The 21,392-nt window shown below is 65.6% G+C and carries 18 protein-coding genes; 12 read left to right on the plus strand and 6 right to left on the minus strand.

Translation table 11 applies throughout. The features are described from left to right. Positions 1–5 precede the first annotated feature (5 nt). Genes serS through A6F65_RS12005 form a run of 4 tightly spaced genes read left to right on the plus strand, consistent with a single transcriptional unit; the run spans position 6 to position 3,924 of the window. Positions 6–1,286: a serine--tRNA ligase gene (gene serS / locus A6F65_RS11990; RefSeq protein ID WP_067789239.1), complete on the plus strand. Its 1,281-nt coding sequence runs from the start codon at positions 6–8 to the stop codon at positions 1,284–1,286. Beyond that, positions 1,286–2,056 (plus strand): 5'/3'-nucleotidase SurE, encoded by a 771-nt coding sequence (gene surE, locus A6F65_RS11995; protein ID WP_067789242.1) that lies wholly within the window; start codon positions 1,286–1,288, stop codon positions 2,054–2,056. The genes serS and surE overlap by 1 nt, the downstream gene beginning before the upstream one ends. After that, on the plus strand, positions 2,056–2,838 hold the full coding sequence (locus A6F65_RS12000; protein WP_067789245.1) for a M23 family metallopeptidase: 783 nt from the start codon (positions 2,056–2,058) through the stop codon (positions 2,836–2,838). Before surE ends, A6F65_RS12000 begins: the two co-directional genes overlap by 1 nt. Before the next feature lie 3 nt (positions 2,839–2,841). Continuing rightward, entirely contained in the window at positions 2,842–3,924 is a 1,083-nt protein-coding gene (locus A6F65_RS12005; protein WP_067789248.1) for a potassium channel family protein, read from the plus strand. Positions 3,925–3,946: 22 nt separating this feature from the next. Here A6F65_RS12005 and A6F65_RS12010 read toward each other — a convergent pair whose 3' ends face one another. After that, positions 3,947–4,345, minus strand: a complete 399-nt coding sequence (locus A6F65_RS12010) for a DUF1761 domain-containing protein (protein ID WP_067789251.1) — start codon at positions 4,343–4,345, stop codon at positions 3,947–3,949. 76 nt (positions 4,346–4,421) lie between these two features. Here A6F65_RS12010 and rimO point away from each other — a divergent pair, with 76 nt between their 5' ends. Further along, positions 4,422–5,804: a 30S ribosomal protein S12 methylthiotransferase RimO gene (gene rimO, locus A6F65_RS12015; protein WP_067789254.1), complete on the plus strand. Its 1,383-nt coding sequence runs from the start codon at positions 4,422–4,424 to the stop codon at positions 5,802–5,804. A gap of 13 nt (positions 5,805–5,817) precedes the next feature. Here the strand turns inward: rimO and A6F65_RS12020 are convergent, their stop codons facing one another. The 3 genes from A6F65_RS12020 to A6F65_RS12030 all read right to left on the minus strand — a co-directional run bounded on the left by A6F65_RS12020 (position 5,818) and on the right by A6F65_RS12030 (position 9,691). Further along, complete coding sequence (locus tag A6F65_RS12020; RefSeq protein WP_067789257.1) at positions 5,818–7,524, minus strand: alpha/beta fold hydrolase; 1,707 nt, start codon at positions 7,522–7,524, stop codon at positions 5,818–5,820. 118 nt (positions 7,525–7,642) lie between these two features. Next, entirely contained in the window at positions 7,643–9,328 is a 1,686-nt protein-coding gene (locus A6F65_RS12025) for a bifunctional helix-turn-helix transcriptional regulator/alpha/beta hydrolase (RefSeq protein WP_067789260.1), read from the minus strand. A 60-nt stretch (positions 9,329–9,388) separates the two neighbouring features. Continuing rightward, entirely contained in the window at positions 9,389–9,691 is a 303-nt protein-coding gene (locus A6F65_RS12030; RefSeq protein ID WP_067789265.1) for a hypothetical protein, read from the minus strand. A 370-nt stretch (positions 9,692–10,061) separates the two neighbouring features. On the opposite strand from A6F65_RS12030, the gene A6F65_RS12035 reads away from it, so the two are divergent. The 7 genes from A6F65_RS12035 to A6F65_RS12065 all read left to right on the plus strand — a co-directional run bounded on the left by A6F65_RS12035 (position 10,062) and on the right by A6F65_RS12065 (position 19,456). Next, positions 10,062–10,868 carry a transglutaminase-like domain-containing protein gene (locus tag A6F65_RS12035; RefSeq protein ID WP_067789268.1) on the plus strand — a complete coding sequence of 269 codons (807 nt, stop codon included), beginning with the start codon at positions 10,062–10,064 and terminating at the stop codon, positions 10,866–10,868. 71 nt (positions 10,869–10,939) lie between these two features. Then, positions 10,940–12,379 carry a glucose-6-phosphate dehydrogenase gene (gene zwf, locus A6F65_RS12040; protein ID WP_067789271.1) on the plus strand — a complete coding sequence of 480 codons (1,440 nt, stop codon included), beginning with the start codon at positions 10,940–10,942 and terminating at the stop codon, positions 12,377–12,379. After that, positions 12,372–14,198: a phosphogluconate dehydratase gene (edd, locus tag A6F65_RS12045; protein ID WP_067789273.1), complete on the plus strand. Its 1,827-nt coding sequence runs from the start codon at positions 12,372–12,374 to the stop codon at positions 14,196–14,198. Before zwf ends, edd begins: the two co-directional genes overlap by 8 nt. Next, positions 14,195–15,175, plus strand: a complete 981-nt coding sequence (glk, locus tag A6F65_RS12050; protein ID WP_067789277.1) for a glucokinase — start codon at positions 14,195–14,197, stop codon at positions 15,173–15,175. Before edd ends, glk begins: the two co-directional genes overlap by 4 nt. A gap of 21 nt (positions 15,176–15,196) precedes the next feature. Then, positions 15,197–15,811: a bifunctional 4-hydroxy-2-oxoglutarate aldolase/2-dehydro-3-deoxy-phosphogluconate aldolase gene (gene eda, locus A6F65_RS12055; RefSeq protein WP_067789279.1), complete on the plus strand. Its 615-nt coding sequence runs from the start codon at positions 15,197–15,199 to the stop codon at positions 15,809–15,811. Continuing rightward, entirely contained in the window at positions 15,808–18,582 is a 2,775-nt protein-coding gene (locus tag A6F65_RS12060; RefSeq protein ID WP_067789281.1) for a phosphoenolpyruvate carboxylase, read from the plus strand. The genes eda and A6F65_RS12060 overlap by 4 nt, the downstream gene beginning before the upstream one ends. Before the next feature lie 94 nt (positions 18,583–18,676). Next, entirely contained in the window at positions 18,677–19,456 is a 780-nt protein-coding gene (locus A6F65_RS12065) for a L,D-transpeptidase family protein (RefSeq protein WP_067789283.1), read from the plus strand. 7 nt (positions 19,457–19,463) lie between these two features. Here A6F65_RS12065 and tilS read toward each other — a convergent pair whose 3' ends face one another. Together tilS and A6F65_RS12075 are read right to left on the minus strand one after the other, a co-directional pair. Then, positions 19,464–20,420 (minus strand): tRNA lysidine(34) synthetase TilS, encoded by a 957-nt coding sequence (gene tilS / locus A6F65_RS12070; protein ID WP_083989528.1) that lies wholly within the window; start codon positions 20,418–20,420, stop codon positions 19,464–19,466. After that, the gene (locus A6F65_RS12075; RefSeq protein WP_237164825.1) at positions 20,413–21,354 is read right to left on the minus strand and encodes a tetratricopeptide repeat protein; all 942 of its coding nucleotides are present in this window, start codon (positions 21,352–21,354) and stop codon (positions 20,413–20,415) included. Before A6F65_RS12075 ends, tilS begins: the two co-directional genes overlap by 8 nt. Positions 21,355–21,392 lie beyond the last annotated feature (38 nt).

Genomic DNA, 21,392 nt, shown 5'->3' on the forward strand with positions numbered 1-21,392 from the left:
TGGCCATGCACGACCTCCGCTATATCCGCGAAAATCCGCACGATTTCGACGCCGCCCTCGCCCGCCGCGGGCTTGCCCCGATCAGCGCCACCATCCTGGAGCTGGACGAGAAACGCCGCGCCCTGACCACGCAGGCGCAGGAAGCGCAGGCGCGCCGGAACGAGGCATCCAAGGCCATCGGCAAGGCGATGGGCCAGGGCGACGCGGAAACGGCAGAGGCGCTGAAGGCCGAAGTCGCCGAGCTGAAAACCACACTGCCCGAGCTGGAAGAACAGGGCCGCATCGTTGGCGGCGAGCTGGACGGCCTGCTCGCCACCATACCCAACCTTCCCGCCGACGACGTGCCTCACGGAACAGACGAGAGTGACAATGTAGAAGTCTCGGTCTGGGGCGAGAAGCGCAGCTTCGATTTCACCCCGCAGGAGCACGCCGATCTCGGCCCCGCACTCGGCATGGATTTCGAAACCGGCACGAAGCTGTCCGGTGCGCGCTTCACATTCCTGCGCGGCGACATGGCCCGCCTGCACCGCGCGCTTGCCCAATTCATGCTGGACACGCAGACGCGGCAGAACGGCTACACCGAATGCAACCCGCCCGTGCTGGTTAATGACGAGGCGATGTACGGCACGGACAAATTGCCGAAGTTCGCGGAGGACAGCTTCCGCACCACGGACGATCGCTGGCTGATTCCCACCTCGGAAGTCAGCCTCACCGCCTCCGTCGCAGGCGAAATCCTGCCCGACCTCTCCCAGTCCATGCGCCTCACCGCCCACACGCTCTGCTTCCGCAGCGAAGCGGGCGCGGCCGGCAAGGATACGCGCGGCTTCATCCGCCAGCACCAGTTCGAAAAGGTGGAGCTGGTCAGCATCTGCCGCCCGGAAGATTCCGACGCCGAACACGAGCGCATGACGGGCTGCGCGGAAGGCATTTTGCAGGCGCTCGACCTGCCTTATCGCAAGGTGCTGCTGTGCACCGGCGACATGGGCTTCGGCGCGCGCAAGACATACGATCTGGAGGTCTGGCTGCCCGGACAGGGTGCTTACCGCGAGATCAGCTCCTGCTCCAACACCGGCGCATTTCAGGCCCGGCGCATGAATGCCCGTTATCGCGCTGAAGGCGCCAAGAAGCCGGAATTCGTTCACACGCTGAACGGATCGGGCCTTGCCGTGGGCCGCACGCTGGTGGCGGTGCTGGAAAATTACCAGCAGGCCGATGGAACCGTGAACGTGCCCGAAGCGCTGAAGCCTTATATGGGCGGTATCGAAAAGCTGGAACCGCATCGCTGATGCGCATCCTCCTCACCAATGATGACGGCATCCATGCGCCGGGCCTCGCGCTGCTGGAGGAGATCGCGCGCGAGTTTTCGGACGATGTGTGGACCTGCGCCCCGGCCGAGGAGCAATCGGGCGCGGGCCATTCGCTGACGCTGCACAGCCCGGTGCGGCTGCGCAAGCATGGCGACCAGCGCTATGCCGTCACCGGCACGCCCAGCGACGCGGTGAACCTGGCCATGCGCAAATTCTTCACCGAGACAAAGCCAGACCTGGTCCTGTCCGGCATCAACCACGGCGAGAACCTGGCCGACGACATCACATATTCCGGAACGGCCTCTGCCGCGATGGAAGCGGCGCTGGCCGGCGTGCCCGCCATCGCGATGAGCCAGGCGCTGCGCGAGAGCGGACTGGGTTTCGACGCCGCCAAGGGCTGGGCGGTGCGCGTGCTGCAGAAGCTGATCGACGTGCGGATGGCCCGGCGCTCGCTGGTCAATGTCAATTTCCCCGCCTGCGCCACTGCGGACGTCCGCGGAATACGGGTGACACGGCAGGGTTTTCACGATTATGCTCGCGGTTCGCTGGTGGAGAGCAGCGATCCGCGCGGTCGGCCCTATTACTGGTTCGGCCTCTACGATGTGGAACACACGCTCGACCACGGGACGGATCTGGAAGCTGTCAACGAAGGCTATGTGAGCGTGACGCCCCTGCAACTGGACCTGACATTGCATTCCGCCATTGGCGATCTTGCGGAACGCTTCAGCGCCGAAGAGCCGGCCAGCTGATGCGCGCGCGGGTCGCCTTCATCGCACTGGCCGCGCTCGCGCTGGTCGCTGCGGGCGATCCGAAAACCGAAACCGTGCATGTGGTGGAAGATGGCGAGACGCTGAAAGGCATCGCCAACCGTGCAGGCGTGCCGCTGTCGATCATTGCCGAGGCCAATGGCCTGGCCGAACCCTATGTGGTTAAGCGCGGCCAGAAACTGGTCATCCCGCGCCAGCGTTCCCACACCGTCAAACCGGGCGAGAGCCTGTCGCGCATTGCGGAGCGGTACGGCGTGCCGCAATCGCAGATCGCGCTTGCCAACGGCATCGACAATCCCGGCACCATCCGCAGCGGGCAGCGCCTGATCATCCCCGCCGTCATGCCGGAACGCGCCGCGCGCGCAGCCACCACGCCAACCACGCCCTATTTCCGCCGTCCGCATGACGGCAAGGTCCTGCTGGGCTGGGCGCGCCGAGCCGATGGCGGCGGGCACGAAGGCGTGGATTTCGCAGTCAATGCCGGCGACATGGTGCGCGCATCGGCCAGCGGCACGGTGTTGTTTGCCGGCGCAGAGCCCAAGCGCTTCGGCCAGCTCGTCATCATCGATCACGGCAATGGCTGGCAGACGCGCTATGGCCACCTGGCCCGCGTTACCGTGGCCACTGGCGATCCGGTGAAGGCAGGAGAGCGCATCGGCATCGGCGGGCAAGGCGGCGTCGCCACCCGCCCTGAACTGCATTTCGAAATCCGCCGCAACGGCACGCCGGTCAATCCCGCGCCGCGCCTGAGGCTGGCCGACTGATCCATGGCACGATCGCACCGCCCGGCGGAAATCCAGGACCAGCTGAAGGAGCGTAATTTCTCGCCCCTGCGCCGCGCCGTGAAGGTCCCCGTCTGGGCGGACCTTGGTGGCCGCATCTTCGCCGCCCTGTTCCTGGTATTCATCGTGGTGATGATCCACTGGTGGGACCGCGGCGGGCTGGTCGATAATCTCGATGGCGATGTCAGCTTCCTCGACGTCGTGTATTTCACCATGATATCCATCACCACGACCGGCTTTGGCGATATTGCGCCGATTTCGGACCGGGCGCGGCTGGTGGAGGCGCTGATCGTGACACCGATCCGCTTCCTCGTATTCTTCATTTTCGTCGGCACCGCATACAATTTCATCATAAAGAGAAGCTGGGAGAAGTTTCGCATGGCCCGCATTCAGGAACAGCTGTCCGACCATGTGGTCGTGCTGGGCTTCGGCGTCTCCGGCTCCGAAGCCGTGGGCGAGTTGATCGAGCGCGGGACGGAGCCTAGCAATATCGTGGTGATGGACAGCAGCGAGGAACGCCTCGCGGCCGCCGAAGCGATGGGCTGCAACGTCATCGAAGGCGATGCCACGCGCGACGAGAGCCTGATGGCGGTCCGCATCGGGCAGGCGCAGACGGTGCTGGTTTCCGCCGGGCGAGACGATGCCAGCATCCTAATCGTGCTCACCGTGCGCCACCTCGCGCCGCATGTCCCCATCAGCGTGGTGGTGCGCGCGGCGGACAATGAAATCCTGGCCCGGCAGGCGGGCGCCAACAATGTCATCAACCCGGTGCGCTTCACCGGCCTTCTGCTGGCTGGCAGCGCGCAGGGTGCGCATATCGCGGATTACCTGGGCGACCTCGCCTCCATCACCGGGCGCGTGCAGCTGGTGGAGCGGCCCGTGCTGCCCGAGGAAATCGGAAAGCCGCTTTCGGAACTCGTGACCGGCGGACGCGGCCTGCGCATTTATCGCAATGGCGGTGCGTGCGGCTTCTGGGAGAACGAGGCAGGCGCGCTGCAGGCAGGCGACATCGTGGTGGAAATCCGCCCGACCGATGCAGAGGGCGTGGAGGGCGAATTCGTTACCTGACGGATCGCCCCCCCTTTCAGTCTCAGTCCATCAGCGCGTAAACCGCGCCCATCGCCGCCATGCCGACAATGAAATGCCCCGCGTCGATCGCGAACAGCTTCCCGCTGCGCCGCTGGTAAAGGTAATTGATGCCGATGGCCGGGGCCATCAGCGTGGCGCCATAGCCGATGGCGATCATCATCTTGCCGCGGTCGCTGGGGTTCGTCATCGCGAACTGGTGTGCCAGCATCGTGCTGATCAGCAGTTCGAACAGGAAGCAGAGCCCGAAGATCAGCGGCATGTTGGCATTGCCGATCGTCTCGTCGCTCAGGCCCACTTCGCGTTGCCACGCCTTGCCGAACAGTACGGAATACCAGATCGCGCCCACGGCAAAGAATGCCACCGCGCCCAGGATGATGGTAAGCAGGCTGATATCGCCCATGACAAATTCCCCTCTCAAGCGGCCCTCACGCCGGACCTAGCGCAAAGCTGCGCGCAGGTGTAGGGGCGCGGCCATCATGCAAACCAGCATTCCTGATCCCAAGCGCATCGGCATGGTCAGCCTCGGCTGCCCCAAAGCGCTGGTCGATTCCGAACGGATCCTGACGCGCCTGCGCGCCGATGGCTATTCCATGTCGCCCGATTACGACGGCGCGGACGTGGTGATCGTAAACACCTGCGGTTTCCTCGACAGCGCAAAGGAAGAAAGTCTGGCCGCCATCGGCGAGGCGATTGCCGAGAACGGCCGCGTGATCGTGACCGGCTGCATGGGCGAGGACGCGGACACGATCCGCGCCGCCCATCCGCAGGTGCTGGCCGTGACCGGCGCGCACCAATACGAGCAGGTGGTGGAAGCGGTGCACGAAGCCGCCCCGCCCGCGCAGGGCCCCTTCGTGGACCTGATCCCGCAGCCGTCGGAAGCCGACATCAAGCTGACGCCGCGGCATTACAGCTATCTGAAGATTTCCGAAGGCTGCAACCACTCCTGCGCTTTCTGCATCATCCCGGACCTGCGCGGGAAGCTCGCCAGCCGCCGGGTGGATGCCGTTCTGCTGGAGGCGCAGAAGCTCGTCGCCGCCGGCACGAAGGAACTGCTGGTGATTAGCCAGGATACCTCGGCCTATGGTGTCGACACCCGGCACGAGGCGCGCGAATGGCCGCGCGGATCGGGCGAACAGATGCGCGCGCACATGACCGACCTCGCCCGCGCACTGGGGCAGCTGGACACAGGCGACGGTACACCGCCTTGGGTGCGGCTGCACTACGTCTATCCCTACCCGCACGTGGACCAGGTCATCCCGCTGATGGCCGAGGGACTGCTGACGCCCTACCTCGATATTCCCTTCCAGCACGCCGCCCCGTCCGTGCTGAAGCGCATGAAGCGCCCGGCGAACGAGGCCAAGGTGCTGGAGCGGCTGAAGTCCTGGCGCGAAATCTGCCCGGACATCGCCATCCGCTCCAGCTTCGTGGTCGGTTTCCCGGGCGAGACGGAGGACGACTTCGCTTACCTGCTGGACTGGCTGGAAGAGGCGCAGCTGGACCGCGTCGGCGCATTCCGTTTCGAGCCGGTCGAAGGCGCGCAGGCCAATGCCCTGCCCGACCACGTTCCCGAAGAGCTGAAGGAAGAACGCTTCGCCCGCGTCATGGAACTGACCGAGAAGATCAGCGCCGCAAAGCTCTCCGCCAAAGTCGGCCGCACCCTGCCAGTGATCATCGACGAAGTGGGCGAGGCGGACGAGGACGGCGACATCGGCGCAACCGGCCGCAGCCAGGCGGACGCCCCGGAAATCGACGGTGCGGTTTACCTGCGCGACGTCCCCGCGTCACTGAAGGCAGGCGACATCGTGAACGTGACCGTAGAGGATTCCGACGCGCACGACCTGTTCGGCGTCATCGCCTGACGGCAGGCCTTCGCTAGTCCCCGGCTGCCGCCATGGCGGACAGTTTGGCAAAGATGCGCGCCGGCTGCTGGAACAGGCTGAAGCCGCCCGTGTCTACCAGCGGACCTACCGGTTCGAAGCCAAGCTGCCGGCAGAAGCGGATCTGCTGGTCGGGGGCGTGCACGGCGTCCTGCGCACCGATGATAACACGGACAGGCTTGTCATGGCCTTCCAGCCAGTCGCCCCAGTCCTGCGCCTGCACCAATATCGCATGGGCAAGCGCGCGCCCTGCACGGTCCGGCCGGTTATGGATCGCCTTGCGCACTACTGCGCCGACATCGGGCCGCCGCAGCGTCTCGCGGTCGACCGGGCTGTCCACCAGCAGGCGGTCGAAATAGCGATAGGCTTCGCCGCGCATGCCCAGCCTGACGACAGCGCGCACCACCAGGTCCATTGCTGCAGGGGCCCGGCGCCCCACCACCAGCGGTGCACGCCAGATGGGGTTGACCTTGTCCTCCCCGCCAAAACGCGAAAGTGGCGGCGCAAAACCGCACAGGACCAGGCCGAAAAAGCGCGTCGGAAAAGCCTTTAGCGTGGCCAGGCCGTAAGCGCCTGAGACGCTTGCCGCGAGCATGGGCGCCTGCCCTATTCCGAGCGCGTCCATGAAGAGCGGCAATTTGTCGACGAAGCGCCTGATGGTCAGCAGCGGTTTCCCGGCGGCGACTTCATCAGAATAGAAGGGCATCCATGGCACGAACAGCTCCAGCCCTGCATCGGCTGCTGCCCGCTCCATGGCCGGTGTAGCAAAAGGCCCCTCTATCGCACCGTGCAGCAGGATGACCGGCTGCCCGCCGCGCTTGCCGTATCTTTCGAAAGCCATGTGCGTGCCATCGGCGAGCTTGGCGACATGGCTGGCCGTGGATGCTTCCGGCAATTTGCCATGCAGTTGCCGGATTTCGAGCGACTTCACATAACCTGCATAAAGCGAGACAAGCTCCGCCTGCGACCCAATGGCCAGCTTGCGGAACACCGCCTTCATCTGGTTGCGCGCCGTGCCCAGTGCACGTCCACGATCCGCCGCGAAATCACGCAGCGAGCGGCCATCCACGACATAGCCGATCAGCTCGCTCTCGGTGGCGGTAAGCCCCGTGGCCTCGGCAAAGGCCGCGCCATCCTGCGGGTTCCACTTCAGGCCGATCGGGAAGAGGTCGAACTGCGGCGTGCCATCCCGCACGACCGAAGATACGATGGTCATCATGCCGCGCTCGTCATCCTCCCCGGCATGCAGGCGCAGGTAAGCAAAACCGTCGGCGGCCGACGTTTCCAGTGCCGCGGCCAGCCTCTTTCGCGCGCCGCCTTCCATACCCAATACGGCGGCAGGCAGCGGCGTTCCCGGGCGCACTTCGGCAGCGCCAAGCACGCCCTCGCGATGCCGGATGACCGTCCCGTCCCGGTCCAGCGAAACAATGGGCCTGGCAGCTGAGGTCCCAGCGCCACCGGCAGGCTCGCCGGTCTGTGGCACGAGTGCGAAACCGGAGAAATCGGCATCGGGTCCAAGGTGTACTTCGTCGAACACGTCACCGGCCTGGCGAAGGTGCTGCTCCATATTTTCCACCGTGCCATCGGCCCTCAGCGAGGCGCGCTCCAGCATGCCCTGCAGGGCGAAAAGCCGCTCCGGATTGGCGACCACGGCATAGGCCGACCGGATCAGCGCGTCGGTGTCGTCAGATGGCTCGGTCAATGATCGGTTTCGCAATTTGGCCGGCACGCCGCAGGGCGTTCTGGGGCCGGATGTGATATTGGAAAACGCCTTCTACAGCATTGGGAAAATTGCGAAAGTGGCTGGTCCATACTCGCCGTTATTGCGCTGCATCCCAGCGCGCCCTCGCCGTATCGAACACCAGCCGCGGGACTTGGTGGATCAACAGCGATCCGCAATTATCAAGCGGCCCGACCAGGTCGAAGCCGTAATCCTTGCAGAGCCGGCGCTGCGCCTCCGGCGGGGCGAGGCCATCTTGCGCGCCGCACACGAGGGTCGCCTTGCCACCAAGCCCTTCGCAAAAGGCGCTCCAGTCCCCGGCAGACAGCAGCGTCTGCTGCAGGGTCGCCTCATACCCATCCTGGAACGTGCGCTGCATTGTGCGGCGCATGACTTCCACCACTTCGGGGTCCTCCAGCACCGCCATGTCCGCCTCGCTCGATCCGTACAGGCTGCGAAAGAAGCCGGCCCCGCGGTCGCGCCGCATCATGCGGGCGGCAGCGGCGAAATACAGGCGCACGAAGGCGGGAGCCCTGCGCGCCAGGCGCATGGGAGCACGGTATCCCACGGCGAGGTGGCTGAGATCGCTCGCGGTCCTGATCGGGGTGACGGCGCCCGCCGCAACAAGCCCGCAAAAGCGCGCGCCGCCGCGCTGCATCAGGCGAAATCCATAGGGCGCAGAAACGCGCACACTCACGATGATGCAGCGCTCTACCCCCAGGGAATCGAGCAGATCTTCGGTCCGCGCGCAGAAATCTTCGACCGCGTCATGGCCGGATCCGGCATACTGCGTACCGGCATAGAACGGCAGCCAGGGGGCGATCACGCGGAAGCCGTTTGCCCTGACGGCCGCAAGCTGCCGCGGTGTCAGGTAAGCGCCATCTGCCGTGGCATGCAGGTACAGCAGCGGTATCCCATCGGCCGGGCCGTGAGTCTCATAGGGCAGCGCCGCCCCGCCTGCCGTCGTGAAGACCTGTGCGGCAGGCATGGCCGGGGCAGGTCTGCGCCTCTCCTCTGCATCCAGGAAGCTGGCGTGGAAGCCGCCGTAAAGCGAAACAAGGTCGATCTGCGAGGCGATACCCAGCTTGCGCTGCAAGACCTTGAGCTGGTTGCGCGCCGTTCCCACCGATCGCCCGCGAGACTCGGCGAATTGCGTCAGGGTCAGGCCGTCCACGACGTAGCGGGCCAGCGTGGCCTCGGTCGGCGTCAGCTTCATGACACTGGCGAACAGTTCGCCCACTCGCTCGTCCCAGCGCAGGCGGATCGGGCGCAGGCGAAAGCCGGGGCCGCTGTCGTCTTCGAAAAACTGGGCCAAGAAAAGGCTTCCAGCTTCGTTCATGCGTGAAGTGCGCAGGCGGACCATCATGGCCGTTCGCACAGGTTGCCCGCGCAGTCCGGCGTTGATGTCTTTCAAGGCCTGGCATGAGGCTTCCGATGCCCACTCCGGCAACGGCTCGCCGTCCGTCCAATCCCCCAGCCAGGAAGGCGCTTCGCCCATCACGCAGAGTTTCGGGCCGCGGCGGAGTATCGCGACCTCGCCCCCCTCGTCGCTCTGCCGGGCGGGGTCTTCTCCGGACCAGCCGCCAAAATCTTCCCCGATCGTATTGTCGACTTCGTCCAGCAGTCTGGTGACCTGGTCGAAATGTGCTTCCAGCCGGCCCGCGTCGGCATCGTCCAGCGTGCCAAGCTCCGATGCATCTTCCAAGAGGCCGACCAGCCGCTCGGGACGTCCAACAACCGCATATGCTGCGCGGATCAGGTCTTCCGTGATTGGACTGTCAGACATTGTATTGTGATGAGCGCGGACGGCAGGGGCATCATTGACCCCTGCCGCCCTCTCGCGTGCTTACTTCACGCAGTACTTGCCCGAGGCCTTCAGGCCGGACGGGCAGGAGCCCGAGCGGACTTCGGCGTAATCGTTCTTGCCGCCCAGGCAATAGCCGTTGGATGCCTTGAAGCCTGTGGGGCAGCTGCCGATCTTCACGATAGCGACGCTGCCATTGTTCGAAACGCAGTCGCTGCCTGAAGCCTTGAAGCCGGTGGGGCAGGAACCGTCGCGCGGCACTTCGGTGGAGGAGGACTGCGCCATGGCGACAGGTGCGGTGCCGACACACAGGGCGACGGCGGCGATGGCGGAAAACATACGCATGATGGAAATATCCTTCGATGATGGATGAAGCCGGTGGGTGGCGCGACATACCTGCCGTCGTTTGGGGTCGCTGGCTGGAATGCCGCGCCATAGGATCGAAGCCTGCCCCTTCACGGGGCAGGCACCGGGCATGGAGTCGGGAGCCAAAGCGTCCGAAATCGCGCTGCCAAAAATGCTGGCAGCTTCCTGTGGGACGCCGGCAATTGGCGCCCCGTCGGCAATCGAACTTCGCATTTGCTTAGACCCCCAAACGATCCTGCGGCCGGTTTAGTGGGGCGGATCAGCCGGGCGAATATCCCATATGGGCTATAAGGACCGATTTATTCTCTGGCCGCGCGAAACAAGCGCGCGGGCCGGGCGTATGCTTTGCATGGCCACCAATATCGAAGTGACACTCGCCTTCCGGCTGGAGCAGCCGACGGACATCCTGCTGCAATTCGAGGCAGCGGACATTCCCGAGCAGCAGATCCTGTCCGCCACATGCTCGCTGGACGAGGCAGATCACATGGCCCGCGTGCCTGCGCAGGACGATATCGGCCTTCGCATGTGGCTGAACGCCAACTGTCGATACGATGTGCATTATGCCGCCAGCGTAGCGGTGGAGCGATTGCTGCCGGACATCGCCAGCCTGGCCCGGCTGGACTCGCACGACCTGCCCGGCGAGGCCGTGCAGTACCTATTCGACAGCCGCTACATCCCCGCCGACCGCTTCCAGAATTTCGTGACGGAGGAGTTCGGCAGCAGCACCGGCGGTGCGCAGGTCTTGGCCATGAGCGACTGGATCGGGTCGCACCTCAGCTATGTGCCCGGGGTCAGCAATGCCAACACCACCGGCATGGACACCTTCGTGGAGCGGCAGGGCGTGTGCCGCGATTATGCGCATGTGATGATCATGCTGGCCCGCGCGGCCGGCATCCCCGCCCGATATGTTAGCCTGTACGATCCCGGCGTGACCCCGCAGGACTTCCATGCCGTGGCAGAGGTCTTCCTGGCGGACCCGGGCGTGAAGGACGGCGGAGCATGGCACCTCGTCGATCCCACGGGCATGGCCGACCCGGCCCACAGCGTGAAGATCGGCGTCGGGCGCGATGCCGCTGATGTCAGCTTCCTGACCAGTTTCGGCAATTGCGAGATGCTTGAACAGAGCGTCAGCGTGACCCGCTCCGAAGATGAATAGCTATGCGGCACCCTTCCCTGCACGGTGAGGCGCTGATAGCCAGAAACAGACAAATGTTGTCCTGAGGGAGTATGGTAGTGAGCTTCAAGGCCAAGCGGCTGATCCTGTTCGGCGCAACCGGCGATCTCTCGCAGCGCATGCTCCTGCCATCCCTGTGCGCGCTGGACGCGGACGAACTGCTCGACCCGGAGCTGAAGATCATCGGTACAGCCCGCTCGCAGCTTTCCGACAGCGAGTTCCGTAACTTTGCGCGCGAGGCGGTGGAGAAATACCTCCCCAACGGGCGACGTGGGCGGATCGCGGATTTCATCAACCGGCTGAGTTACCACCCGGTCGACGTGACCACGCCCGAAGGGTTCAAGAACCTGGCGGAGAAGGCTGGCGGCGGGGAACAGCCCGTGGCCATCTTCCTCAGCACCGCGCCCAGCCTGTTCGAGCCCACGATCCAGGGCCTGCGCGATGCCGGGCTGGCGGGCGAGATGTCCCGCATCAGCCTGGAAAAGCCGCTCGGCACCGACCTGCAGAGCAGCAAGGAAATCAACGATGCGGTCGCCAGCGCCTTCTCAGAAGACCGCATTTTCCGCATCGACCACTACCTGGGCAAGGAGACCGTCCAGAACCTGATCGCCCTGCGCTTTGCCAACATCATGTTCGAACCGCTGTGGAACGCACAGCATATCGAGCATGTGCAGATTACCGTGGGCGAAACCGTGGGCTTGGAAAGCCGCGTCGATTTCTATGACGATGCCGGCGCCCTGCGCGACATGGTGCAGAACCACATGCTGCAATTGCTGGCGCTGGTGGCGATGGAGCCGCCCACGCATTTCTACGCCGATGCGGTGCGCGACGAGAAGGTGAAAGTGCTGCGCGCCCTGCGAAAGGTTTCCGCCAAGGAGATCGTGACCGGCCAGTACCGCGCGGGCGCGATCGACGGCAAATCCGTGCCCGGTTATGACGAGGAACTGGGCAAGGACAGCGACACCGAGACCTTCGTGGCGCTGAAGGCCCATATCGACAACTGGCGCTGGACGGGCGTGCCTTTCTACCTGCGCACCGGTAAGCGGCTGCCCGAACGCGTGACGGAGATCGTGGTGCAGTTCCGCTGCATTCCCTATTCCATCTTCACCAACGCCAAGACCGTGCCGAACAGGCTGGTCATCGGCATCCAGCCGGAAGAGAATATCTCCCTGTCCCTGATGGCCAAGGTGCCCGGGCTGGACCGTGACGGGATGCGGCTCCGCTCCGTACCGCTGGATATCGCCATGCCCGACGCTTTCGTCGGCGCGGCGCGGCGCATCGCATACGAACGCCTGCTGCTGGACCTGATCGAGGGCAACCAGACGCTGTTCGTGCGGCGCGACGAGGTGGAGGCCCAGTGGGACTGGATCGATGCCATCCGGCAGACCTGGACCGAGGAAGGCCTGACGCCCAAGACCTATTCCGCCGGCACATGGGGGCCCAGCAGCGCCATCGCGCTGGCCGAACGCGACGGAGTGACCTGGCATGACTGAGCTTAATGACACGATCCACCGCGTCACCCAGCGCGTCATAGAGAAATCGCGCCCTCGGCGGCAGGCCTATCTGGACCTGATTGCGCGCGAGGCGGACAACCGGCCGGACCGGGCCAGCGTGTCCTGCTCCAACCTCGCCCATGCCTATGCCGGGACACCGGAAGACCAGGCTGCGCTGGTCGCCGCCAAGGGGCCGAATATCGGCATTGTCACGTCGTACAATGACATGCTGTCCGCCCACCAGCCATACGGCCGGTACCCCGAACGCCTGAAGATCTATGCCCGCGAAGTGGGCGCTACGGCGCAGGTGGCAGGCGCGACGCCGGCCATGTGCGATGGCGTGACGCAGGGGCAGGAAGGCATGGAGCTTTCGCTGTTCAGCCGCGACACCATCGCGCTCAGCACTGCGGTTGCGCTCAGCCACGCGATGTATGACGGCGTGGCCCTGCTGGGCATTTGCGACAAGATCGTGCCGGGCCTGCTGATGGGGGCGCTGCGCTTCGGGCACCTGCCCTGCGTCTTCGTGCCCAGTGGCCCCATGCCCAGCGGTATCGCCAACAAGGAAAAGCAGAAGACCCGCCAGCTTTATGCAGAAGGCAAGGTCGGGCGCGACGAACTGCTGGCCAGCGAAATGGGCAGCTATCACTCGCCCGGTACCTGCACGTTCTATGGCACGGCCAATTCCAATCAGATGATGATGGAAATGATGGGCCTGCACGTCCCCGGCTCGGCCTTCATCCAGCCGGGCACGAAGCTGCGCCAGGCGCTGGACCGGGCCGCCATGCATCGCACCGCCGCCATGCACCAGGATGGCGAGGATTACCGTCCGCTGGGCAAATGCGTGGATGAAAAGGCCATCGTCAACGCCGCTATCGGCCTGCTGGCCACGGGCGGCTCCACCAACCACGCCATCCACATCCCGGCCATGGCGCGCGCGGCGGGCATCAGCTTCGACTGGACGGATTTGTCCGAACTCAGCAGCGCGGTGCCGCTGATAACGCAGGTCTATCCCAACGGTTCGGGCGATGTGAACCACTTCCACGACGCGGGCGGCATGGGATATGTCATCGGCGCGCTGCTGGATGCCGGACTGTGCCACCGCGATATCCTGACCGTCAGCGACAGCGACCTGTCGAAATACGCGCAGGAACCGGGGCTGGCCGAGGATGACACGCTGGTCTGGCGCGATGTCGGCGAGAGCGGGGATGACACGATGCTGCGCCCTGCCAGCAACCCTTTCAAGCCCGATGGCGGCATGCGCCTGCTGGAAGGCAATCTGGGCCGCGCCTGCTTCAAGTCCAGCGCCGTTGAGCGCGATCGCTGGACGGTGGAGGCGCCGTGCCGCGTCTTCCAGACGCAGCATGACGTGGCAGAGGCGTTCAAGGCTGGCGAACTGGACCGCGACGTGGTCGTGGTCGTCCGCTTCCAGGGGCCGCGCGCCAACGGCATGCCGGAACTGCACAAGCTGACGCCGCCGCTGGGCGTGCTGCAGGACCGGGGATACAAGGTGGCGCTGGTCACCGATGGCCGCATGAGCGGGGCGAGCGGCAAGGTGCCCGCCGCCATCCATGTCACGCCAGAGGCGCTGGCGCATGATGGCGCATCCGGCCCGCTGGCCAAACTGCAAGATGGCGACATCGTGCGCGTCTGCGCCGCCACCGGCACGCTTTCCACCACCGCAGACCTGGATGCGCGCGAGGCAGCACCCGATCCCGCGCCGGACATGGGCATGGGCCGCGAACTCTTCGCATCCTTCCGCCTGCTGGCGGACGGCGCAGAACAGGGCGCAAGCCCGATGCTGGCAGGAGCAGGACTTTGAGCACGCAGATCGTCACCGTCGATATCGGCGGCACTCATGCCCGTTTCGCCATTGCGGACATCGCCGGTGACGGCACGATCACGATGGAGGAGCCCACCACGCTCCACACCGAAGATCACGCCAGTTTCCAGACCGCGTGGGAGGATTTCCGCGAGCGCAAGGGCGGCGCGCTGCCCGATGGCGTGAGCATGGCGATTGCTGGCCCCACCGGCGGCGACGTGATCCGTTTCACGAACAATCCCTGGATCATCCGCCCCGCTCTGGTGGGAGAGAAGCTGGGCGTGGCGCATCACACCATCGTCAACGATTTCGAGGCGGTGGCCCACGCCGTCGCCCGCCTGCCGGAAGACTGCTTCACCCATCTCGCCGGGCCGGAGGAGCCGCTCAGCCCCACCGGCCGCCTCAGCGTGCTCGGGCCGGGCACCGGGCTTGGCGTGGCGCATCTCTACCGCGAGCCGGACGGGCGCTACCGCGTATCCGCGACCGAGGGCGGGCACATCGACTTCGCGCCGCTCGACCAGATCGAGGACGCGATCCTCGCCCGGCTGCGCAAACGCCACACGCGTGTGTCGGTCGAACGTGTCGTGGCAGGCCCCGCCATCAGCGACATCTACGAGACGCTGGCGGCGATGGAAAAGCGCGCGACGACCGAGAGCGACGATATCGAAATCTGGACCAAGGGCATGAGCGGGGAAGACAGCCTGTGCGCTGCCGCCGTGGACCGGTTCTGCATGTCGCTGGGCAGCGTTGCGGGCGACATTGCGCTCGCCCAAGGCGGCTTTGGCGGCGTGGTGATCGCCGGTGGCCTCGGCTTCCGCCTGCGCGACACGCTGGTCTCTTCCGGCTTTGCTGAGCGCTTTGCGGCGAAAGGCCGTTTTCAGTCGCTGATGGCAAAAATTCCCGTGAAGCTGATGGTCCACCCCCAGCCCGGCCTGTATGGTGCGGCTGCGGCCTATGCCTCGCAACACCTCAAATAGAACGCAACGGAGATATCTCGCATGAGCCGGATCGATGAAATCATGCGGACCGCCCCGGTCATACCCGTGCTGGTGGTGGAGGATGTGGCCATGGCCCGTCCGCTCGCGGAGGCACTGGTGAAAGGCGGCCTGACGGTGCTGGAAGTGACGCTGCGCACAGACGCCGCACTCGATGTGATCCGCGAAATGAAGCAGGTCGAAGGCGCCATCGTGGGCGCAGGCACGGTCACCAATCCGCAGGAGCTGGAGCAGGCGATCGAGGCTGGCAGCGAGTTCATCGTCTCCCCTGGCCTCACCGAAACGCTGGGCCGCGCGGCGGTCGACAGCGGCATCCCCTTCCTGCCCGGCACGGCCAATGCAGGTGACATAATGCGCGGGCTGGACCTGGGGCTGGACCGCTTCAAGTTTTTCCCCGCCACCGCAGCGGGCGGCATCCCCGCGCTGAAGTCCCTCGCCGCGCCGTTCCACAAGGTGCGCTTCTGCCCCACCGGCGGCATCACGGAAGATACCGCATCCGACTGGCTGGCGATGGACAGCGTGCTGTGCTGCGGCGGCAGCTGGCTCGTGCCCAAGGGCTCGCCCGATTACGTCGCCATTGCCGAGGGCGCACGGCGCGCGGCGGCGCTGGCAGCATGACCAGCGTCGATGACCTGATCGCCCGCCTGCAGGAATTGCACCGGCAGACCAAGTCCACGCCCCTGTTCAACCCGGTCTTCCAGCTGTCGCTCGACCTGTCGCGCAAGCTGGAAAGCGGCGAGATGTCGCTCGATAGCCTGACCGCGCTGGTGGACGAGCTGGAGTGCGAAAGCCTGCGCAGCCGCGCGCAGCAGCTCGACGCACTCCTCGGCCCCGTGGCGCTGGAAGCGAACGACAACGCTCTGGGGGCAAGCCTTGCGGCCGATGACTTCGCGGCATTCCGGAAGCGCTGGGAAAACCCGCTGCTGCATGCCGTCTTCACCGCGCACCCGACCTTCCTGCTCGAGCCCGAACAGCACGCGCAGGTTGCGGCGGCTGCCAGCCACGGCAGCGACCTGACCTGCCATGCCGGCGGCGCAGAGCGGCCGGCAATCACGTTGCAGTTCGAACACGAACGCGCCATGCGCGCCATCGCCAATGCGCAGGACGCGCGCGACCGGATCGTGGGCAATGTGCTGCGCCGCGCCAAGGACGCCTTCCCCGCCGAATGGGACGGGCTGGAGCCCGAACCGGTCCGCTTCGCCACCTGGGTCGGTTACGACATGGACGGGCGAACCGATATCAAGTGGTTCACCTCCATCGGCTTCCGCCTGGCGGAAAAGGCACAGCGGCTGGCGCGCTATACGGCGCAGCTGGAAGGTGTCGACGACAGCCACGACCTGGTGCCGGAACTGCGTGCGGCAACCGCCTATGCGCAGGAACGGGCGAAGGATTTCCAGTCCGACCTGACCGATCCCGCCGCGCTGACGGTTGCGGCCAACCGCCTCACCGCAGCCGATCCGCGGCGCCTGCTGACGCTGAAGGACACGATCGCCCGGCTGGAAGCCGACGCGCGTGACAGCGATGACACGGACCGCGCCATCGGGCTGAAGACGCTCGCCGCCGCGATGCGCAGCGATGGCCTGGGCATGGGCTGGATCCACTTCCGCGTTAATGCCAAGCAGCTGCACAATGCCATTCGCCGCCGCGTGGACCCTTCGGGCGAAATCGACCTGGCCAGCAAGGGCGCCATGTCTCACCTGCGCCGCGCAATCGAGGATATCGAGCCGCTGCGTTCCAACTTCGCCGCCCTCGCCATCGAAAGCAGCACGGCGATCCGGCAATTCCTGGCCATGGCGCAGATCCTTGCCCATGTGGATTCAGACACGCCCATCCGCATGCTGGTGGCGGAATGCGAAGAGCCTGCAACCATGCTCTCCGCGCTCTATTTCGCGAAGCTGTTCGGGATCGAGGACAAGGTCGATATCTCGCCCTTGTTCGAAACCGAAACCGCGCTGGAACATGGCGGGCGCTTCGTGGACGAGCTGCTGGCCGAGGACGCTTACCAGGCATACGCCAAGGCGCGCGGGCGCGTGGCGATCCAGACCGGTTTCTCCGATGCAGGGCGTTTCGTGGGGCAGGTTCCCGCCAGCCTCGCCATCGAGCGGCTGCAGGGCCGGCTGGCCGAAGCGATGCAGGAAAACGGCCTGGGCGACTGCGCCGCGCTGATCTTCAACACCCATGGCGAAAGCATGGGCCGCGGCGCGCATCCCGCCGGCATGGAAGACCGGCTCACATGGCCGCTCTCCCCATGGGCCAAGCGGCGTTTCATGCGCAGCGGCATCCGGCTGGAGCCCGAGGTCAGCTTCCAGGGCGGCGACGGTTACCTGAAATTCGCCACGCCCGAATTGGCGTTCGCCACCCTCACCCGCATCGCCGAACTGCGCCCGGCCGAAGCGGATCCGGACGCGCCGACCGACCCGTTCTATCGCCGCACGGACCTGAGCCTGGATTTCTACCGCGCGGTAAAAGAACACCAGCGCGACCACTTGGAAAGCCGGACTTACAGCCGCGCCATCACCGCCTTCGGCCTTGGCCTCCTCAATTCCACCGGCAGCCGCGTCAGCCGCCGCCAGAGCGATCTCAGCGCCGACCGCGAGATGAGCTTGCGCCAGATCCGCGCCATCCCGCACAATGCCATCCTGCAGCAGCTGGGTTACCCGGTGAATATCATCGCCGGTATCGGCAGCGCGGCGGAAGGCAATTACGAGGAGCTGGGCGCGCTGCTGCAGGAGAGCGCGCGCGGCCGACAGATCATCCGCCTGGTGCGCGCGTCCAATGCGCTCGCCAGCATCAAGACGGTCGCGGCTTACGGCGAGCTTTTCAATTCCGCCTACTGGGCCAGCCGCACCTATCGCGGAACGGAAAACAACATTTCCGAAGCCTGCGAGGCGCTGGCCGATTACCTGGTGAAAGATGATCGCAACGGAGTGTTTCGCCGCCTCGCCAGCCGCCTGCGCAGCGACGCGCTGAAGCTTCACCGCCTGCTGGATGTGATCCCCGACGAGGCCCCACGCGACGACCGCGAGCATGTGCGCCGCGTGATCGGGGCAGCGCAGGCTGTTCGCCTCGCCCTGCTGCAACACATGTTCATCAAGGCCGTCAGCATCCCGGCCTTCAGCCGCGCGAACGATATCAGCCGCGACGACGTGATCGAGATGGTTTTCACCCTCCGCATCGACGATGCATTGGCGCAGCTTCGGCGCGCCTTCCCGGTGCATTTCCCGCGCATCGGCGACTTCGACCTGGACGAGCCGACCGACTATCCGGAAAGCGGGGATGCCGGTTATGCAGCACTTCGCGCCGAGTTCATCGATCCGATCGAGCGCGCCTATGGCCTGACCCTGCGCATCTCGACCGCGATTGCGAATGAATTCGGGGCGCATGGTTAGCGCGCGTTAACCGGTCGTGCGCCCGTGTCCCGCGGCGGGACGCAGGCGCTCGCAATCTTGGAAATCGGGCGTTCCGGCGCTTATAAGCATGCCCATGAACGCAGGCATCAAATGGATTGTGGCGGCCACCCTTGGCGTCATCGCGGTTTTCGCGGCGCTGGCGATGGGTGGCAACGCCCTGGAAGCACGGGAGATGGATCCCGAACAGTGGCTCGATAGCAAGGATGTGCTTGGCGCGGCCGACACCAGCGTGACGGCCGGCGAGACGAGCACTGATGTGCTCGAGAGCGACTTTGCCGGAGAGACGGCGGAGACCGCTGCCGAAACAAGCCGCGCAGAGGCCGATGGCGAGACGCGCTATATCTCGGAGCCGGTCGTGCAGGCCGTGCCGCCCCGCTCCGACCCGTTCGTCATCAAGTCGATCCTGCCGATCGAAGGCGCGATCAAGTACGGCGAATGGCACTGGGACGAGAGCCGCGCGCCCAAGACTGGCAAGCTGGTGATGACCGTGGACATCCAGGCCCGCGTAATCTCCGTCTTCCGCGACGGCCATGAAATCGGCGCCGCTGCCGCCCTGCTCGGCACGCCCCAGCACCCCACGCCCGTTGGCACTTTCCCGATCCTGACCAAGGAACGGCACAACGTGTCGGAGAAATACGACAATGCGCCCATGCCCTGGACGCTGCGACTGACCTGGGACGGCGTGGCCATCCACGGCGGCTCCACGGTGGAGCGCGGCTATGCCAGCCACGGCTGCGTCGCCGTGCCCGACGAATTCGCCAGCCGCCTGTTCGATATCGCGAAGAAGGGCGACGTAGTGATCATCACCGACGGCAAGCGCGCCGGCATCGGGTCCAGCCTGAAATACGATTGAGGCAGGCCTAGCGCGCGCCGCGCAGCGGCTCGCGCCCGAACACCCAGTCCTCGCCATCGACCTTTACGAGCACGCCGGCGAGATTGGCGTTTTCGCCTCGCTCGAGGCGCTCCAGCAAACGTGCTTCATCACCGCCATCGGGAGTGGCGCCGAAATGGCGCATGGCAAACCCGATGATGCGCAGCCGGACGGCCTTAGGTCCGAGCACGGCAAATCGAAGCGTGTCGCCATCCCGGCGGACCCGATCTTCCCAGACCTGTTCGCTTGCCCAAGAGACAGCTTTGTCCGCGTCACGCAGGTGAGAGGCGGAGCGGGTCACCATCTGCGGGTCCAGCCAGCCTTCCTCGGCCAAGGCCCGGCGCACGCGGACCCGTTGAAAGTCTGTGTTTTCATTCGAGGGGTCGGCGCAGGCAGCAACCCCCGCAGCCTCAAGAACGCGTGACAATTCCGCCCTCGTGAAGCCCAGCACGGGCCGCAGTAGTATTGTATCGGCCGAAGGACGCATTAGGCGCCGCTCCGCGATACCGCCGAGGCCGGTCACGCCCGCTCCGCGGTTCATGCGCATGACGACGGTTTCGGCCTGGTCATCCGCATGATGCGCGGTGGACACTGCTTCAAGCCCGCGATCTGCGGCCCAGTCGGCAAGCGCCTCGTACCGCGCCTCGCGAGCCCTCGCCTGCACATTCCCCTTGCCCACGTCGACGCTCAGCACTGCGCAGGCGATCCCGCGCTCATCGCAAGCCCGCTGCACTAGCGCACACTCCTCGCGCGCCTCGGGCCTCAGGCCGTGATCGACGGTAGCGACTTCGAACCGGCCCGGGATGGCGGCATGAGCCAGCATCAGCATGGCCATGGAATCCGGCCCGCCGCTGACGGCCAGGCCAATTGGCCCTTCACCGCCCCATAATCGCTCCAAATCGCGCCGGAACCGCTCGACCAGTTCCGGATCGATCTTGTCACTCACAGGTGACGCGGCCGGTGTTCCGTTCGTACATGGACTGCAGGCGGCCGGTGGCCAGCGCCGGATATTTGTCGCCGAACTCGGCGAGCGCCAGGCAGGCGCGGGTCGTATCATCCAGCGCGATCATCGCTTCGGAAAGATACAGGAGGCTGTCCGGCGCGCGGGCCGCATTGGGGTCCGCCTGGTAATTCTCGAAGAAGAAGGTGGCTGCCGTGCGGGCCTGCCCGTCATCGAGATAGGCGCGGCCCAGCAGGTTGCGGCCATAGGTCGTGCGCCAGTGGTTGGGATACTTCTCCATGAACAGCGCCAGCTGCTGCTGCGCTTCGGGATAGAAGCCTGCGTCCCACAGGCGGAAGCCGTAGGAATATTCATCGTCGCCCGCATCGTCGCTCTGCGGTTTGGCGATGGCCTGCACGGCGGCGACGCGTTCGGGCGACGGACCGGCCGCAGCGGGCGCGGGCGTCGGTGCCGGTGTGGGCGCGGGGGTGGCGGTGCTGGCACTTGGCGCAGGCGTCTCGGCCGTGCCCTGCGGAGGGACCAGCGCACCGGGCTGCTGCGCGGCCAGCTGGCGTTCGAGATAAGCGATGCGCGTTTCCATACCAGCCATCGCGTTTTCCTGCTGCTCCACCCGCGAAGTCAGCCGGGCGACCTGCGTTTCCAGCGAGTCCAGCCGCGTCAGGACATCGGTCAACGCGGTGGTGGAGGGCGTGCCGGGCTGCACCTGGCCGCGGGCCTGCCCGTCCGGCGTGATGACTTCGGGCGTGAAGAAGCGGCCATCGCCATTGGGGAAGACTTCGCGTTGCAGGGCGCGCACTTCGGCTTCCAGCTTGCGCAGCCGCGCCTCAGTATCCTGCGCTGCCGCAGGGGTTACGGAAAAGGCGCTGAGCGCGAAAACGCCGCCCGCCAGTGCCATTCGCGATGCTTGCCAAAGCGTCATGAAACAATTCTCCGTCCGGTAGGGTCTAGCAATTCCCG

The sequence above is a fragment of the Paraurantiacibacter namhicola genome (assembly GCF_001687545.1).
GTDB lineage: Bacteria > Pseudomonadota > Alphaproteobacteria > Sphingomonadales > Sphingomonadaceae > Paraurantiacibacter > Paraurantiacibacter namhicola.

What these genes read in the sequence shown, in the direction of transcription:
- serS (WP_067789239.1), top strand. Translation starts at nt 6, where the DNA reads ATGCACGACCTCCGCTATATCCGCGAAAATCCGCACGATTTCGACGCC.
- surE (WP_067789242.1), top strand. Translation starts at nt 1,286, where the DNA reads ATGCGCATCCTCCTCACCAATGATGACGGCATCCATGCGCCGGGCCTC.
- A6F65_RS12000 (WP_067789245.1), top strand. Translation starts at nt 2,056, where the DNA reads ATGCGCGCGCGGGTCGCCTTCATCGCACTGGCCGCGCTCGCGCTGGTC.
- A6F65_RS12005 (WP_067789248.1), top strand. Translation starts at nt 2,842, where the DNA reads ATGGCACGATCGCACCGCCCGGCGGAAATCCAGGACCAGCTGAAGGAG.
- A6F65_RS12010 (WP_067789251.1), bottom strand. Translation starts at nt 4,345, where the DNA reads ATGGGCGATATCAGCCTGCTTACCATCATCCTGGGCGCGGTGGCATTC.
- rimO (WP_067789254.1), top strand. Translation starts at nt 4,422, where the DNA reads ATGCAAACCAGCATTCCTGATCCCAAGCGCATCGGCATGGTCAGCCTC.
- A6F65_RS12025 (WP_067789260.1), bottom strand. Translation starts at nt 9,328, where the DNA reads ATGTCTGACAGTCCAATCACGGAAGACCTGATCCGCGCAGCATATGCG.
- A6F65_RS12030 (WP_067789265.1), bottom strand. Translation starts at nt 9,691, where the DNA reads ATGCGTATGTTTTCCGCCATCGCCGCCGTCGCCCTGTGTGTCGGCACC.
- A6F65_RS12035 (WP_067789268.1), top strand. Translation starts at nt 10,062, where the DNA reads ATGGCCACCAATATCGAAGTGACACTCGCCTTCCGGCTGGAGCAGCCG.
- zwf (WP_067789271.1), top strand. Translation starts at nt 10,940, where the DNA reads ATGGTAGTGAGCTTCAAGGCCAAGCGGCTGATCCTGTTCGGCGCAACC.
- edd (WP_067789273.1), top strand. Translation starts at nt 12,372, where the DNA reads ATGACTGAGCTTAATGACACGATCCACCGCGTCACCCAGCGCGTCATA.
- eda (WP_067789279.1), top strand. Translation starts at nt 15,197, where the DNA reads ATGAGCCGGATCGATGAAATCATGCGGACCGCCCCGGTCATACCCGTG.
- A6F65_RS12060 (WP_067789281.1), top strand. Translation starts at nt 15,808, where the DNA reads ATGACCAGCGTCGATGACCTGATCGCCCGCCTGCAGGAATTGCACCGG.
- A6F65_RS12065 (WP_067789283.1), top strand. Translation starts at nt 18,677, where the DNA reads ATGAACGCAGGCATCAAATGGATTGTGGCGGCCACCCTTGGCGTCATC.
- A6F65_RS12075 (WP_237164825.1), bottom strand. Translation starts at nt 21,354, where the DNA reads ATGACGCTTTGGCAAGCATCGCGAATGGCACTGGCGGGCGGCGTTTTC.